The sequence below is a fragment of the Nonomuraea sp. NPDC051191 genome, from assembly GCF_044455665.1.
Taxonomy (GTDB): Bacteria; Actinomycetota; Actinomycetes; order Streptosporangiales; family Streptosporangiaceae; genus Nonomuraea.
Map to the genome: position 1 here is coordinate 25,453 of NZ_JBITEZ010000035.1, position 13,560 is coordinate 39,012.

Consider the following 13,560-nt stretch of genomic DNA (forward strand, 5'->3'; position numbering starts at 1 on the left):
TTTTGAGGGTCGCGCGACACCCGTCGTACTCTGGCTCTCTGGCTCTCTGGCGAAAACGGACAGGAGGTGACGCCCCATGTTGCGAGACTCGTTCGGACGGGTGGCCACGGATCTGCGGGTGTCCCTCACGGACAAGTGCAACCTGCGCTGCACGTACTGCATGCCGCCCGAAGGGCTCGACTGGCTGCCCACGGCGCAGCTGCTGACGGCCGACGAGATCGTCCGGCTGGTGCGCGTCGGCGTCGAGCGCCTGGGCATCACCGAGGTGCGCTACACCGGCGGCGAGCCGCTGCTGCGGCGCGAGCTGGTCGACATCGTCACCCGCACCACCGCCCTCGAACCGCGCCCCCAGGTGCTGCTGACCACCAACGGCATCGGCCTGGCCCGGGTGGCCGAGCCGCTGGCACGGGCCGGCCTCGACCGGGTCAACGTCTCGCTCGACACCCTCGACCCGGCCACGTTCAAGCGGCTGGCCCACCGCGACCGGCACGCCGACGTCATCGAAGGGCTGGCCGCCGCCGACGCGGCGGGCCTGCGCCCGGTGAAGGTCAACGCGGTCCTCATGCGCGGGGTCAACGACCACGAGGCCGTGCCGCTGCTGCGCTTCTGCCTGGACCAGGGCTACGAGCTGCGCTTCATCGAGCAGATGCCGCTCGACGCCCAGCACGGCTGGACCCGCGAGGGCATGATCACCGCCGACGAGATCCTCGAACGCCTCTCGTCCGCCTTCGACCTGGCGCCCGACGACCTGGAGCAGCGCGGCAGCGCCCCGGCCGAGCGGTTCCTGGTCGACGGCGGCCCGGCCAGGGTCGGGGTGATCGGCTCGGTGACGCGCCCGTTCTGCGGGGCCTGCGACCGGGTCCGGCTCACCGCCGACGGCCAGGTGCGCAACTGCCTGTTCGCCACCGAGGAGTCCGACCTCAAGAGCGCCATGCGCGCGGGCGCCTCCGACGACGACCTGGCCGCCCGCTGGACCGCCGCGGTCTCGCGCAAGCGCGCCGGGCACGGCATCGACGACCCGTCCTTCCTCCAGCCGTCCAGGCCGATGTCGGCCATCGGCGGCTAGCGTGCCCGTCGACCCCTTCGACGCGGTGATCCTGGCCGGGGGAGCGGCCCGCCGCCTGGGCGGCGCGGACAAACCCGGCCTGGCCGTCGGCGGCCGTCCGCTGGTCGAGCGGGTGGTCGCGGCGGCGTCCGGGGCGCGCCGCACGGTCGTCGTGGGCCCCCGCCGTGACCTGCCCGGGGTGCTCTTCGCCCGGGAGGACCCGCCGGGCGGCGGGCCCGTCCCCGCGCTGGCCGCCGGGCTGCGTGAGGTCGACGCGCCGTGGCTGGTCCTGCTCGCCGGCGATCTGCCGTTCCTGACGGCGGCGCACGTGCGGGAGCTGCTGGCGGCGGCCCGTCCGGGCGCCGGGGCGGTCATGGTCGACGACGAGGGCCGCGAGCAGTGGCTCGTCGGCGCCTGGCCGGTGCCGGAGCTGCGGGCGTCCCTCGACGCCTACGCCGGGCGCTCGCTCAAGGGCCTGCTGGGCCCCCTGACCGGAACGCGGCTGGCCTCGCCCGGCCGGCCGTGGTTCGACTGCGACACGATGGACGACCTGAAGGAGGCTCGCATGAACGTACTCACCGAGTGGACCGCGCTGGTGTGCGGGGAACTGGGCGTCGACCCGGCCCGGGTTGACCGCGACCTGGTCCTCGACCTGACCAAGGAGGTCGCCCACGGGGTGGCCAGGCCCGCCGCGCCGCTCACCGCCTACCTGCTCGGGCTGGCCCAGGGGGCGGGAACCGCCCCTGAGGACGCCGTGGCCAAACTGATCACATTGGCGAAGAACTGGGAGCGGGCCACCACCGAGACGCTGACTGACGGCTGACACTCGAACGAACTCTTGAAGTCAAGCCGTCCCCTTCCTCAAGATTTCCTGTGAAATACGAGGAGGAGGGCGGTGTAAACGATTTCGGGAAAGCGGTCCTATCGGACTCCGGCCGGCGCGGGGACTGATCGTCCAATGCAAAGGGCTGGCCAGGAAAAGGGCGACGCCGGGTGGTTACGGGGGCAAACCACCCGGCGTCGCTTCATCGGCGTTCCGACGGGGGCCCGGAACGCCGGCACCAGCACTCCGACGGGGGACCGGAGCGCTTGCCTAAAGCGTACACCTACAACCCATGGGATGCGTCAAGACTTAGTCACGACCCGATCTCGCGTCGATGCAGCGGTATCTCGGTTTGGTTAGCCTCGGGAGACTGAAAGGCAGGTGGCGGGGCGCCCTCGCTCCGCTCATTGGCCCCGATTACCGCAATGTATGGCAAAAACACGGCCCCGGCGATGAACACCAGCCGGAACGGCCACGGCACCGGCAGCACGACCGCCAGGATCAGGCAGATCGTCCGGATGCCCATCTTGATCAGGTAGGCGACCTCGCGCTTGCGGATGTCGGCCGTCAGCGAAGGTCTGGCGTCCGTGACCTGGTGAACGTCCTGCTTCTTGCGCCACCCCTTCATACCTTCCACGGTAGACCTCGTACGGGCAGGGCGCGACGGCGCGGCCGGGCGGCGGAGAGGGACATGCGATCATGGCCTTCGAGTAAGGAGGATGGGGAGATGACGGATCGAACGTATCGGGTCACTGAGATAGTCGGCACGTCGGGGGAGAGCCTTGACCAGGCCATTCGCAACGGCCTCCAGCGGGCCTCGCAGACCCTGCGCCACCTGGACTGGTTCGAGGTCACCGAGATCCGCGGCCATCTCGACGGCGGCGACATCGCGCACTACCAGGTGGGCATGAAGGTGGGCTTCCGCCTGGAGGACTCCTGACCGTCCCTGGAGCCTCCGCGGGCACGCGCGGAGGCCACTGACACCCGCCCCGCCCGGGGGCCGTCCAGCGGCGCGCTGGGGGCCTCCCGGACGGCGGACCGCACGACGACGCCCGCCGTCCCGTCCGATCGCGGGGCGACGGGCGGGACGGCGGGCGCGGCGGCTTCGGGCGGCGGCTTCGGGCGGGTGGGCGTCAGCTCGCCTGGCTGACCGTCGACATGTTGAAGTCCGGCACCCGCACCGGCGGCATCACCGTGCGCTGGAAGTAGTCGTTCCACTCGCGGGGCAGCGTGCGCTCCGGCGCGCCCACCTCGGTGACGCGCCCCAGCAGGTCGACCGGGCTCTCGTTGAACCGGAAGTTGTTCACCTCGCCGACGACCTCGCCGTGCTCGACCAGGTAGACGCCGTCGCGGGTGAGGCCGGTGACCAGCAGCGTCTGCGGGTCGACCGCGCGGATGTACCACAGGCACGTGACGAGCAGCCCGCGCCGCGTGGAGGCGATCATCTCCTCCAGCGAGCGCGCGTCCTCCGCCGGGCCGGTCATGACGAGGTTGTCGATGCCGGGCGTCACCGGCAGCCCGCTCAGCCCGGCCGAGTGGCGCGTCTGGAGCAGCGCCTCCAGCCGGCCGTCCCTGATCCAGTCGGTCCGGCCCAGCGGCAGCCCGTTGTCGAACACCGAGCCGTCGCGGCTGGAGGTGTGCGCGGTGACGAACGGCGCGCACGAGATGCCCGCGGCCAGGGGATCGCTGGACAGCGTGATCGGCAGCGTGGCGAGCTGCTCGCCCACCCGCGTGCCGCCGCCCGGCCCGGAGAACACCGAACGGCCGTCGAGCGCGTCCCTGGCCCCCGAGGACCAGTACAGGTAGATCATCAGGTCGGCCACCGCGCTGGGCGGCAGCAGCGTCTCGTAGCGGCCCGCGGGCAGGTCGACGCGGGTCTTGGCCCACTCCAGGCGCTGGGCCAGCGAGGCACCGAGCGCGGCGACGTCGACGTCGGCGAAGTCCTCGGTGAACACGCCGGTCCAGGCCGACCGCTTCAGGTCGCCGGACTTGGCGTTGAGCTCCAGGCGGCCCGTCGGCTGGTCGTGGCGTAGCCGCACGCCGGTGGAGGTGCCGAGGAAGGTCGAGGTGAGGGAGTGCTCGGCGAAACCGTAGAGCTTCCTGTCGCCGGCCTCGGCGGCCGAGAACGCCTCGCCGAGCGCGGGCGCGAACCTCTCGAACACCCCGATGTCGGTCGGCCGCACCTCGTCGTCCCAGCCGGCCGCGGCGGCGCCGCCCTCGACCAGCGGGCGGGCGTCCTCGGCCGGACGCGCCTCGCGCGCCGCCCGGTCGGCCGCCGCGACCACGTCGGCGAGCTGGTCGTCGCGCACCGACGAGCGCGAGACCACGCCCACGCCCTCGCCCGCGACCGAGATCACGGTCAGCCGGGACGAGCGGGCCACGCCGTTGGTCGTCAGCGTGTTGCCCGCGAAGCGCAGGTTGGCGGTGGACCCCTCGTCCACCAGCACCACGCAGCCGTCGTTCGCGGAGAGCTCCAGGGCCCTTTCCACCATCTCCTGCGGAGTAGTCACTTCCCGCCCTCCTGCACGGTGTTGAGCACGCGCACGCCCCTGAACAGCGCCGACGGGCATCCGTGGCTGACCGGCGCGACCTGCCCCGGCTGGCCCTTGCCGCAGTTGAAGGCGCCGCCCAGCACGTACGTGCCCGGCCCGCCGACCCCTTCCATCGACTGCCAGAAATCGGTCGTGGTGGCCTGGTAGGCGAAGTCTCTGACCTGCCCGGCCAGCTTCCCGTGCGAGATCTTGTACGCCCGCTGCCCGGTGAACTGGAAGTTGTAGCGCTGCATGTCGATCGACCAGCTCTTGTCGCCCACGATGTACAGGCCGCGCTCGACGCCCGCGATCAGCTCCTCGGTGGAGGGCCCGCCGGGCGCGGCGGCCAGCGACACGTTCGCCATGCGCTGGATCGGCATGTGGCCGGGGGAGTCGGCGAACGCGCACCCGTTGGAGCGGCCGAACCCCTTCATCAGCGCCATCCGCCGGTCGAGCTGGTAGCCCACCAGGACGCCGTCCTTGACGATGTCGAAGCTCTGGCCCCGCACGCCCTCGTCGTCGTAGCCGACCGTGGCCAGGCCGTGGGTGACCGTGCGGTCGCCGGTGACGTTCATCAGCGGCGAGCCGTAGACCAGCTCGCCGAGCTGGTCGAAGGTGGCGAAGCTGGTGCCGGCGTAGGCGGCCTCGTAGCCGAGCGCGCGGTCGAGCTCGGTGGCGTGGCCGATCGACTCGTGGATCGTCAGCCACAGGTTGGACGGGTCGATCACCAGGTCGTAGTCGCCCGCCTCCACCGACGGCGCGGCCAGCTTCTCGGCCAGCAGCTCCGGCAGGCGGGCCAGCTCGGCGGGCCAGTCCCAGCCCGTGCCGGTCAGGTACTCGTAGCCGCGGCCGACCGGCGGCGCGATCGTGGACATGTCGTCGAAGCCGCCCTCGTGCGCCTTCATCGCGTTGAGCGACGGATGCACGCGCACGCGCTGCTGCGTGGTCACGGTGCCGGAGCTGTCGGCGTAGAACTTCTGCTCCTTGACCTGCAGCAGCCGCGCCGAGACGTGGTCGGCGCCCTTGAGCAGCCCCGCCGACCACTCGGCCAGCAGCCCCACCTTGTCGGACGTGGGCACCTCGAACGGGTCGACGTCGTAGTCGGAGACCCACACCGCGTCGGCGTGCACCGGCTCCGGCGCCAGCTCGATGGGCTCCCGGTTGACGGGCGCGCTCACCTCGGCCACCCGCACCGCCTGCTCGGCCACGGCGGCGGCGGCCTGCGGGGTGAGGTGGATGCCGGCCGCGAACCCCCATGTGCCACCCTTGACGACACGGACCGCGTAGCCGAGGTCGTCGGCGTCGAGCGAGCCTTCGAGGCGGGCGTCGTACAGGCGCAGCGTCTCGGCCCTGACGCGTTCGAGCCGGAAGTCGGCGTGCTCGGCGCCGAGGTCGCGGGCGCGCTGCAAGGCGGCGTCCGCGAGCTGCCGCAGCGGCAGTTCCAGGAAATCGGGATCGATCTGGCGCATGTCCACGATCCTAACCCTGTGATCTTGTACCACCCGGACAAGCGGATACTCGCAAGTAAGAGATAGCGTCAGATGCCATGGCACGCTCTGTACTCGTCACCGGAGGCAATCGCGGCATAGGCCTCGCGATCGCCCGTGAACTCGCCGCGGCCGGCGACGCCGTCGCGGTCACCTACCGATCGGGGGAGCCGCCGGAGGGCCTGTTCGGCGTCCGCTGCGACGTCACCAGCACGGCCGAGGTGGAGGCCGCCTTCGACAAGGTGGAGGCCGAGCAGGGGCCGGTCGAGGTCCTCGTCTCCAACGCGGGCATCACCAAGGACACCCTGCTGGCGATGATGAAGGAGGAGACCTTCACCGACGTCATCGACGCCAACCTGACCGGGGCCTACCGCGTGGCCAAGCGCGCCATCAGGCCCATGATGAAGCTCAAGCGCGGCCGCATCATCCTCATCTCCTCGGTGGTCGGCCTGTCCGGCCAGGCGGGCCAGGCCAACTACGCCGCCTCCAAGGCCGGCCTGGTCGGCTTCGCCCGCTCCCTGGCCCGCGAGTACGGCTCGCGCAACATCACCGTCAACGTGGTCGCGCCCGGCTTCGTGGCCACCGACATGACGTCCGGCCTCGACCAGGAGGCCATCGTCAAGAACATCCCGCTCGGGCGGCAGGCCGCCCCCGCGGAGATCGCGCGCGTCGTCCGCTTCCTGGCCGGCGACGACGCCTCTTACATCACCGGGGCCGTGATCCCGGTCGACGGCGGACTCGGAATGGGGCACTGACGTGGGAATTCTCGAAGGCAAGCGGATCCTGGTGACCGGCGTGCTCACCGACGCCTCCATCGCCTTCTCGGTGGCCAAGCTGGCCCAGGAGGAGGGCGCCACGGTGGTGCTCACCGGGTTCGGCCGGCTGAGCCTGGTCGAGCGCATCGCCAAGCGGCTGCCGCAGACCCCGCCGGTGCTGGAGCTCGACGTCCAGGACACCGACCAGCTCGACACGCTGGCCTCCCGCGTCGGCGAGCACGTCGACGGGCTCGACGGCGTCGTGCACTCCATCGGGTTCGCGCCGCAGAGCGCCCTCGGCGGCAACTTCCTCAACACGCCGTGGGAGGACGTCGCCACCGCCCTGCAGGTCTCCACGTACTCGTTCAAGTCGCTGGCGGTGGCCTGCCTGCCGCTGATGAAGGAGGGCGGCGCGGTCGTCGGCCTCGACTTCGACGCCTCCAAGGCGTGGCCGGTCTACGACTGGATGGGCGTGGCCAAGGCGGGGCTGGAGTCGTGCAGCCGCTATCTCGCCCGCGACCTGGGCAAGCACAACATCCGGGTCAACCTGGTCTCGGCCGGGCCGCTGCGCACGATGGCCGCCAAGTCGATCCCGGGCTTCAAGGAGTTCGAGGAGAGCTGGCCGGAGCGCTCGCCGCTGGGCTGGGACCTCACCGACACGGTCCCGGCCGCCAAGGCGTGCGTGGCGCTCATGTCCGACTGGTTCCCCGCCACGACGGGCGAGATCGTCCACGTCGACGGCGGCGCCCACGCGATCGGCGGCTGAGCCCGCCTCACGCCAGGCGGTGCCTGCCGTTGTTGGCCGGGGCCGGCTCGAACGGGATCGTCTCGCTCGGCTCGGCCCGGTGCCGCCGCTGCTGCACGATCCGGGTGGCCAGCACCGCCGACCCCAGCAGGAGGATCGTCAGCACCGTGCCCAGCACGTCGCGAGCCGGCGGGCTGGGCCGCACCACCCGCTGGTCGCGCAGCGGCACGGCCAGCTCCCGTGCGAACGGGTTGGGCCACAACAACTCCACCCGCGAGTCGTCGGGATCGGCGGTCGGCTCCTCGGCGGTGACCGGCCGCTCGTCGTCCAGCGTGTAGGGCCTGTGCTGCGGCGGCGTGGGCGGCTGCGTCGGCAGCGGCGCGGTGTCCTGCTCGGCGCGCTCGCGGGGCCGGTCCCGGCGGCGCCCGGCCTCTGTGTCGGTCCCGGTCTTCGTCCCGGTCTCGGGCGAGGTCGTGGCGTGCGGCGCGAGCGTCTCGAGCACGCCCTGGTCGTCGCAGGCCAGCACCGGCAGGCAGACGTCCTTGAGCGCCTCGGGCACCAGGTCGTCGGTGGGGCTGGGGGAGGGCCGGGCCGGGGTGTCCGACTTACTTGATTTGTCGGGTTTACCGGGTTTGCCGGTCGGTACGGCGTCGCCCACAGCGCCGAGCACCTCATCGGTGGTGTCCTTGACGCCCTTGGTCACCGGCTCGGTCTTGCCGCCGGTCAGGTCGTCGACCGTGCCCGTGAGCGCGCCGACGACGTCGCACAGCGTGCTGGTCACGCCCGAGAGCAGGCCCCCGTCGCGTGAGCAGTCCTGGGCGGCGGCGGAAGCGGCGGGCGCCCCCACCGGGATCGCCCCCAGTGCCACCGCGAGCACCCCGGCCGAGATCGCGGTCCTGCTCCCCATCCGTCCCCTCCTGTGTCGCTTCAGGAGGAAATCCTTATGGACAAGACCCGTCAGACGCAGGCTTTTTCCCGGTAAAGTTGCGATTCGGTATCGACTAGTGATACGCGAGATGGATTCTCGTTCGTCAGTCGAGCGACGACACGTCATCGAGTGCCTCCCGGATCTCGATCGGGAGCACGACGTCCTCGGCCGACAGGATGCCCTTCAGTTGCGTGTGCGTACGGGCGCCGACGATCGCCGACGCTATCCCCGGCTGGTCGCGCACCCATGACAGCGCCACCGCCAGCGGCGAGACGCCGAGCCCGTCGGCGGCGGTCGTGACCGACTCGACCACGCTGCGGCCGCGCTCGTCGAGATAGGGCCGGACGAAGTCGGCGAAGTGCGGCGTCGCGGCGCGGGAGTCGGCCGGGATGCCGGTGCGGTACTTGCCGGTCAGCACGCCCCTGCCGAGCGGCGACCAGGCCAGCACCCCGACGTCGAGGTGGGCGGCGGCGGGCAGCAGCTCGCGTTCGGGCTCGCGGGCCAGCAGGGAGTACTCCACCTGGGCCGAGGTGATCGGGATGCGGCCGGGGACCGACTTCTGGGTGACCGCGGCGGCGGCGAGCTGCCAGCCCGCGTAGTCGCACACCCCGGCGTAGACGGCCCGGCCCGAGGAGACGATCGCGTCGAGGGCGGCCAGGGTCTCCTCCAGCGGCACCTCGGCGTCGTAGGTGTGGAGCTGCCACAGGTCGACGTAGTCGAGGCCGAGCCGGTTGAGCGACTCGTCGACGGCGGCGATCAGGTGGCGCCTGGAGGCGTCGCGCGGCCGGCGGCCGGTCGGCGTGACCACGGCCTTGGTCGAGATCACCAGCTCCGAGCGCGGCACCGAGTCGCGCAGCATGCGGCCGAGCAGCCGCTCGGAGTCGCCGCCGGTGTAGACGTCGGCCGTGTCGACGAGGGTGCCGCCCGCCTCGACGAACGAACGGAGCTGGGCGGCCGCCTCCTCCGGGTCGGTGTCACGGCCCCAGGTCATCGTGCCGAGCCCCAGCCGGGACACCGACAGGCCGCTGCGGCCGACATAGCGCTGCTCCATGATCCCGCCAGGTTACCAAGAACGGGCCCGCCCGCCAGTCAGCCGCTCCAATGTCCTGCCTGGTGAGGACCGTGGCGGTGGCTGTATGTGAAGATTTCTCGCAGGTGTGTGAAACATGGTGATCCGCGCCTGCGACACTTGCTGTGTGACCACCCTTCTGCTGGCCCGCCACGGGCTGACCGACCTCACCGGGCCGGTGCTGGCCGGGCGCACCCCGGGGGTGCACCTGAGCGAGGCCGGCCGGGCGCAGGCCGAGGCGCTGGCCGGGCGCATCGCCGGGGTCCGGCTCGACGCCGTCGTCTCCAGCCCGCTCGAACGGTGCCGCGAGACCGCCGAGGCCGTCGCGAAGGGGCGCGGCGCGGACGTGCGGATCGACGAGCGGCTGATCGAGTGCGGCTACGGCACCTGGACGGGCCGCCCGCTCAAGGAGCTCGCCCAGGAGCCGCTGTGGCAGACCGTCCAGGCGCATCCGAGTGCGGTGACATTTCCGGAAGGGGAGTCGCTGGCCGATATGCAACATCGAGCGGTCGCGGCCGTCCGGGAGTGGAATCAACGCCTCGGGTTGAAGGGTGTCTACCTGGCGTGCACCCACGGAGACGTCATCAAGGCGATCGTGGCCGACGCTCTAGGACTGCACCTCGATCATTTTCAGCGGATAACAGCCGATCCTGCGGCCCTCACAGTCATTCGCTATGCCCCCCTGCGTCCCTTTGTTCTCAGGATTAACGATATGGGGGAATTGCGGTTGCCTGAGGATTCGGAGGAGAAAGACGGGGGAGAAAACATCACCGGGAGCGATGCCGCCGTCGGCGGTGGACCCGGGACCACGTAAGGTCAGGCTATGCCGGTCTTCGACTACGACCCACCGGAGAGGTTCGTCGCCGGCGCCCTGGGGCAGCCGGGCGCGCGGGTCTTTTTTCTGCAGGCCAGGGCCGAGGGCAGACTGACCACCGTGGCGCTGGAGAAGCTGCAGGTCGCTGCGCTCGCGGGCAGGCTCGACGAGCTGCTCGACGAGGTGCTTCGGCTCAGCGGGGGCACCGCGCACGTGCCCGCGCTCGCCCCGGCCGACCTGACCGACGACGCCCCCCTCGACGTGCCGGTCTCGGAGGACTTCCGGGTCGGCACCATGGCGCTGGCCTGGGACGCCGACAACTCCCAGGTGGTGATCGAGGCGCAGGAGGTCATCGACGAGGAGGACCTCGACGGCCCCGACCCGGCCGTGCTGCGCGTGCGGATCAGCGCGGGGGCGGCGCGCGCCTTCACCCGGAGGGCGCTCGAGATCGTGGCGGCGGGGCGGCCTCCCTGTCCCCTGTGCGGGCAGCCGCTCGACGCCGAAGGCCATGTCTGCGTCCGACTCAACGGCTACCGCGGGGGTGAGGCGGCTTCATGACCGCTCCTGAGAGCGAACCGGCCGTCAAGCCGCAACAAGCGCCGATCATGCAGGAGGAGGAGGCGCTCACCCTGCTGCGCGACGGGCGCCTGGAGGTGGCCGGCCGCCTGGTCGAGGCCACCAACATGACCCTCTACTGCTCGATCAAGCTCGGCGGCCGCAGCGCCGCCTGCGTCTACAAGCCCGTACGCGGCGAGCGCCCCCTGTGGGACTTCCCCGACGGCACCCTGGCCGCCCGTGAGGTGGCCGCCTACGAGGTCTCCCAGGCCACCGGCTGGCGCATCGTGCCGCCGACCGTCTATCGCGAGGGCCCGTTCGGGCCCGGCATGTGCCAGCTCTGGATCGACACCGAGCGCGAGATCGACCTGATGCGCCTGGTCAAGAGCCGCAACCCGGTGGTGCGCCGGATGGCGGTGTTCGATGCGATCGTCAACAACGCCGACCGCAAGGGCGGTCACCTGCTGCCACTGCCGACCGGGCACGTCTACGGGGTCGACCACGGCGTCTGCTTCTCGGCCGAGGACAAACTGCGTACCGTGCTGTGGCAGTGGCGGGGCAAGCCGCTGGCGCGCGAGGCCGTGGCGGTGCTGGCCAAGCTGGAGCGCGACCTGGAGTCCGGCTCGCTGGGCCGCCGGCTGCGCGAACTGCTCACGCTGGCCGAGGTGGAGGCCACCTGGCGACGGGTCAGGCGGCTGCTGGACACCGGCGTCCACCCGTATCCCTCGGAGGGGTGGCCCGCCGTTCCCTGGCCCCCGATCTGACGAGTCCCGGGGGTTTTATACCCTTTGCCGCATGTGCACGCTGATCGTGAGAACCGGGGAGCCGCTGACCCTCATGGGCGTGCGGGACGAGCTCACCGACCGCCCCTGGGAGGCGCCGGGGGAGCACTGGCCCGAGCATCCCGGGGTGATCGGCGGCCGTGACCTCAAGGGAGGCGGCACCTGGATGGCCGTCTCCCCGTCCGCCGGCCGGGCCGCCGCCCTCCTCAACGGCCACGGCAGGCAGGCCCCCGAGACCACCAGGATCTCCCGCGGCGACCTGGCCCTGATCGCGGTGTCCACGGGCGGCGCCCCGGACGTCGACCTGACCCGCTACGACCCCTTCCACCTCGTGCTCGCCGACCTGTCCGGCGTCCGCCTGTTCAGCTGGGACGGCGACCGCCGCACCGACTCCCGGCTGCCCGAGGGCACCAGCATGGTCGTCAACACCGGCCTCGACCCCGACGCCGACCGCGTACGTGAGCATCTGCCGCGCTTCGCGGGCGCGGCCGACTGGGCGGAGCTGATCACCGGCGCGCACTCCGACCGGCCGGGCGCCCTCCTGGTCCGGCACACGCTGCCCGACGGCCGCGTCCACGCCTCCCTGTCGGTGATGCGGGTCACCCTGGGGCAGGACGACACCGCCTACGAGTTCACGGACCTTACGGCACGGATAGGCTCAAAGGCATGAGATCGTGGTCTGCCCAGAACATCCCCAAGCTCCCAGGTGAGAGCGTTCCGCTGCGTCTCTTCGACACGACGACCAAGCAGGTGAGGCAGACCGATCCCGGCCCCACCGCCAGGATGTACGTCTGCGGCATCACCCCCTACGACGCCACCCATCTCGGCCACGCCAACACCTACCACGCCTTCGACCTGGTGGGCCGGATGTGGCGGGACGCCGGCCACGAGGTCCACTACACCCAGAACGCCACCGACGTGGACGACCCGCTGCTGGAGCGGGCCGCCCAGACCGGCGTCGACTGGCAGGAGCTGGCCGAGCGCGAGATCGAGCTGTTCCGCACCGACATGGAGGCCCTGCGCATCCTGCCGCCGCGCGAGTACGTGGGCGTCACCGAGGTCGTGGGCCACGTCGCCGACCTGATCACCGAGCTGGCCGCCAAGGGCTGCACCTACGACCTCGACGGCGACGTCTACTTCAAGGTGGCCGACGCCCCCAAGTTCGGCCAGGTGTCCGGCTACGACGAGGCCGAGATGCTGGCCCTGTCCGCCGAGCGCGGCGGCGACCCCGACCGGCCGGGCAAGCGGCACCCGCTCGACTGGCTGCTGTGGCGGGCCGAGCGGCCCGGCGAGCCGGCCTGGGAGTCGAGCCTCGGGCGGGGGCGTCCCGGCTGGCACATCGAGTGCACCGCGATCGCGCTGCGCAACCTGGGCGCCGGCTACGACGTGGCCGGGGGCGGCTCCGACCTGATCTTCCCGCACCACGAGTGCGGCGCGTCCGAGGGGCACGCGGCGACGGGGGAGTGGCCGTTCGCCAAGTTCTACACGCACGCGGGCATGGTGGCGCTCGACGGCGAGAAGATGTCGAAGTCCAAGGGCAACCTGGTGTTCGTCAGCCGGCTGCGGCAGGCGCACGACCCGATGGCCATCCGGCTCGTCCTGCTGGCCCACCACTACCGGGAGGACTGGGAGTACACGCCCGACCAGCTCGCCGCCGCCGAGCGACGGCTCGGGCTGTGGCGCTCGGCCGTCGCCCTGGAGGGCGCGCCGCGCGCCGAGGAGCTGCTGGCCACGGTACGCGAGCGGATGGCCGACGACCTCGACTCGCCGGGCGCGCTGGCCGCCATCGACGCCTGGGCCGAACGGGCGCTGGCCGAGGGCGGGCCGCAGGAGCCGGGCCTGGTCAAGGACCTGACCGACGCCCTGCTCGGCATCGCGCTCTGACCGACCGCCCGCCGGCCGCCGGTGCGAGCGGGGGTGTGGTGGACAGGGTCGTGGGGGGGGGGGGGGGGGGCGGGCCCCCCCCCCCCCCGGGCGGGGCGCCGGGGCGGCGCGGGGCCCCCCCCCCCCCCCCCCGCGGCCCCCC

Annotated in this window: 15 protein-coding genes; 10 read left to right on the forward strand and 5 right to left on the reverse strand. The window is 72.0% G+C overall.

The window, feature by feature from the left end; translation table 11 throughout:
- Positions 1-76: 76 nt before the first annotated feature.
- Both moaA and ACIA8R_RS52085 read left to right on the forward strand, forming a co-directional pair.
- The gene (gene moaA, locus ACIA8R_RS52080; protein ID WP_397045588.1) at positions 77-1,066 is read left to right on the forward strand and encodes a GTP 3',8-cyclase MoaA; all 990 of its coding nucleotides are present in this window, start codon (positions 77-79) and stop codon (positions 1,064-1,066) included.
- A gap of 1 nt (position 1,067) precedes the next feature.
- Positions 1,068-1,868 (forward strand): NTP transferase domain-containing protein, encoded by an 801-nt coding sequence (locus ACIA8R_RS52085; RefSeq protein WP_397045590.1) that lies wholly within the window; start codon positions 1,068-1,070, stop codon positions 1,866-1,868.
- 313 nt (positions 1,869-2,181) lie between these two features.
- Here the strand turns inward: ACIA8R_RS52085 and ACIA8R_RS52090 are convergent, their stop codons facing one another.
- Entirely contained in the window at positions 2,182-2,496 is a 315-nt protein-coding gene (locus tag ACIA8R_RS52090) for a DUF3099 domain-containing protein (protein ID WP_397045592.1), read from the reverse strand.
- A gap of 99 nt (positions 2,497-2,595) precedes the next feature.
- Between ACIA8R_RS52090 and ACIA8R_RS52095 the strand changes: the two genes are divergently transcribed.
- A complete protein-coding gene (locus ACIA8R_RS52095; protein ID WP_357710772.1) occupies positions 2,596-2,808 on the forward strand; it encodes a dodecin in 213 nt (70 codons plus the stop codon).
- Positions 2,809-3,001: 193 nt separating this feature from the next.
- On the opposite strand, the gene ACIA8R_RS52100 is transcribed toward ACIA8R_RS52095, so the two are convergent.
- Together ACIA8R_RS52100 and ACIA8R_RS52105 are read right to left on the reverse strand one after the other, a co-directional pair.
- Positions 3,002-4,360 (reverse strand): metallopeptidase TldD-related protein, encoded by a 1,359-nt coding sequence (locus tag ACIA8R_RS52100; protein WP_397045600.1) that lies wholly within the window; start codon positions 4,358-4,360, stop codon positions 3,002-3,004.
- Between the two features lie 14 nt (positions 4,361-4,374).
- The gene (locus ACIA8R_RS52105; protein WP_357710769.1) at positions 4,375-5,868 is read right to left on the reverse strand and encodes a TldD/PmbA family protein; all 1,494 of its coding nucleotides are present in this window, start codon (positions 5,866-5,868) and stop codon (positions 4,375-4,377) included.
- Positions 5,869-5,945: 77 nt separating this feature from the next.
- On the opposite strand from ACIA8R_RS52105, the gene ACIA8R_RS52110 reads away from it, so the two are divergent.
- The gene (locus tag ACIA8R_RS52110; RefSeq protein WP_357710766.1) at positions 5,946-6,641 is read left to right on the forward strand and encodes a beta-ketoacyl-ACP reductase; all 696 of its coding nucleotides are present in this window, start codon (positions 5,946-5,948) and stop codon (positions 6,639-6,641) included.
- Position 6,642: 1 nt separating this feature from the next.
- On the forward strand, positions 6,643-7,407 hold the full coding sequence (fabI, locus tag ACIA8R_RS52115) for an enoyl-ACP reductase FabI (RefSeq protein ID WP_357710763.1): 765 nt from the start codon (positions 6,643-6,645) through the stop codon (positions 7,405-7,407).
- Positions 7,408-7,414: 7 nt separating this feature from the next.
- On the opposite strand, the gene ACIA8R_RS52120 is transcribed toward fabI, so the two are convergent.
- Together ACIA8R_RS52120 and ACIA8R_RS52125 are read right to left on the reverse strand one after the other, a co-directional pair.
- A complete protein-coding gene (locus ACIA8R_RS52120) occupies positions 7,415-8,293 on the reverse strand; it encodes a hypothetical protein (protein ID WP_397045595.1) in 879 nt (292 codons plus the stop codon).
- A 124-nt stretch (positions 8,294-8,417) separates the two neighbouring features.
- Positions 8,418-9,365, reverse strand: a complete 948-nt coding sequence (locus ACIA8R_RS52125; RefSeq protein ID WP_357710759.1) for an aldo/keto reductase — start codon at positions 9,363-9,365, stop codon at positions 8,418-8,420.
- Between the two features lie 145 nt (positions 9,366-9,510).
- Between ACIA8R_RS52125 and ACIA8R_RS52130 the strand changes: the two genes are divergently transcribed.
- The 5 genes from ACIA8R_RS52130 to mshC are packed head-to-tail and all read left to right on the forward strand — an operon-like array spanning position 9,511 to position 13,418.
- The gene (locus ACIA8R_RS52130; RefSeq protein WP_357710756.1) at positions 9,511-10,197 is read left to right on the forward strand and encodes a histidine phosphatase family protein; all 687 of its coding nucleotides are present in this window, start codon (positions 9,511-9,513) and stop codon (positions 10,195-10,197) included.
- A gap of 9 nt (positions 10,198-10,206) precedes the next feature.
- Positions 10,207-10,755: a DUF3090 domain-containing protein gene (locus tag ACIA8R_RS52135; protein ID WP_357710753.1), complete on the forward strand. Its 549-nt coding sequence runs from the start codon at positions 10,207-10,209 to the stop codon at positions 10,753-10,755.
- Positions 10,752-11,516, forward strand: coding sequence for an SCO1664 family protein (locus tag ACIA8R_RS52140; RefSeq protein WP_357710751.1), 765 nt, complete (start codon positions 10,752-10,754; stop codon positions 11,514-11,516). Before ACIA8R_RS52135 ends, ACIA8R_RS52140 begins: the two co-directional genes overlap by 4 nt.
- 31 nt (positions 11,517-11,547) lie before the next feature.
- On the forward strand, positions 11,548-12,204 hold the full coding sequence (locus tag ACIA8R_RS52145; RefSeq protein WP_364095534.1) for an NRDE family protein: 657 nt from the start codon (positions 11,548-11,550) through the stop codon (positions 12,202-12,204).
- The gene (gene mshC / locus ACIA8R_RS52150; protein ID WP_397045598.1) at positions 12,201-13,418 is read left to right on the forward strand and encodes a cysteine--1-D-myo-inosityl 2-amino-2-deoxy-alpha-D-glucopyranoside ligase; all 1,218 of its coding nucleotides are present in this window, start codon (positions 12,201-12,203) and stop codon (positions 13,416-13,418) included. Before ACIA8R_RS52145 ends, mshC begins: the two co-directional genes overlap by 4 nt.
- Positions 13,419-13,560 lie beyond the last annotated feature (142 nt).

Excerpts from the sequence above, each read along its gene's own strand:
- mshC (WP_397045598.1), top strand. The coding sequence starts at position 12,201 with ATGAGATCGTGGTCTGCCCAGAACATCCCCAAGCTCCCAGGTGAGAGC.
- ACIA8R_RS52090 (WP_397045592.1), bottom strand. The coding sequence starts at position 2,496 with ATGAAGGGGTGGCGCAAGAAGCAGGACGTTCACCAGGTCACGGACGCC.
- ACIA8R_RS52125 (WP_357710759.1), bottom strand. The coding sequence starts at position 9,365 with ATGGAGCAGCGCTATGTCGGCCGCAGCGGCCTGTCGGTGTCCCGGCTG.
- ACIA8R_RS52135 (WP_357710753.1), top strand. The coding sequence starts at position 10,207 with ATGCCGGTCTTCGACTACGACCCACCGGAGAGGTTCGTCGCCGGCGCC.
- ACIA8R_RS52140 (WP_357710751.1), top strand. The coding sequence starts at position 10,752 with ATGACCGCTCCTGAGAGCGAACCGGCCGTCAAGCCGCAACAAGCGCCG.
- ACIA8R_RS52095 (WP_357710772.1), top strand. The coding sequence starts at position 2,596 with ATGACGGATCGAACGTATCGGGTCACTGAGATAGTCGGCACGTCGGGG.
- ACIA8R_RS52120 (WP_397045595.1), bottom strand. The coding sequence starts at position 8,293 with ATGGGGAGCAGGACCGCGATCTCGGCCGGGGTGCTCGCGGTGGCACTG.
- moaA (WP_397045588.1), top strand. The coding sequence starts at position 77 with ATGTTGCGAGACTCGTTCGGACGGGTGGCCACGGATCTGCGGGTGTCC.
- ACIA8R_RS52105 (WP_357710769.1), bottom strand. The coding sequence starts at position 5,868 with ATGCGCCAGATCGATCCCGATTTCCTGGAACTGCCGCTGCGGCAGCTC.
- ACIA8R_RS52110 (WP_357710766.1), top strand. The coding sequence starts at position 5,946 with ATGGCACGCTCTGTACTCGTCACCGGAGGCAATCGCGGCATAGGCCTC.
- ACIA8R_RS52100 (WP_397045600.1), bottom strand. The coding sequence starts at position 4,360 with ATGGTGGAAAGGGCCCTGGAGCTCTCCGCGAACGACGGCTGCGTGGTG.
- ACIA8R_RS52145 (WP_364095534.1), top strand. The coding sequence starts at position 11,548 with ATGTGCACGCTGATCGTGAGAACCGGGGAGCCGCTGACCCTCATGGGC.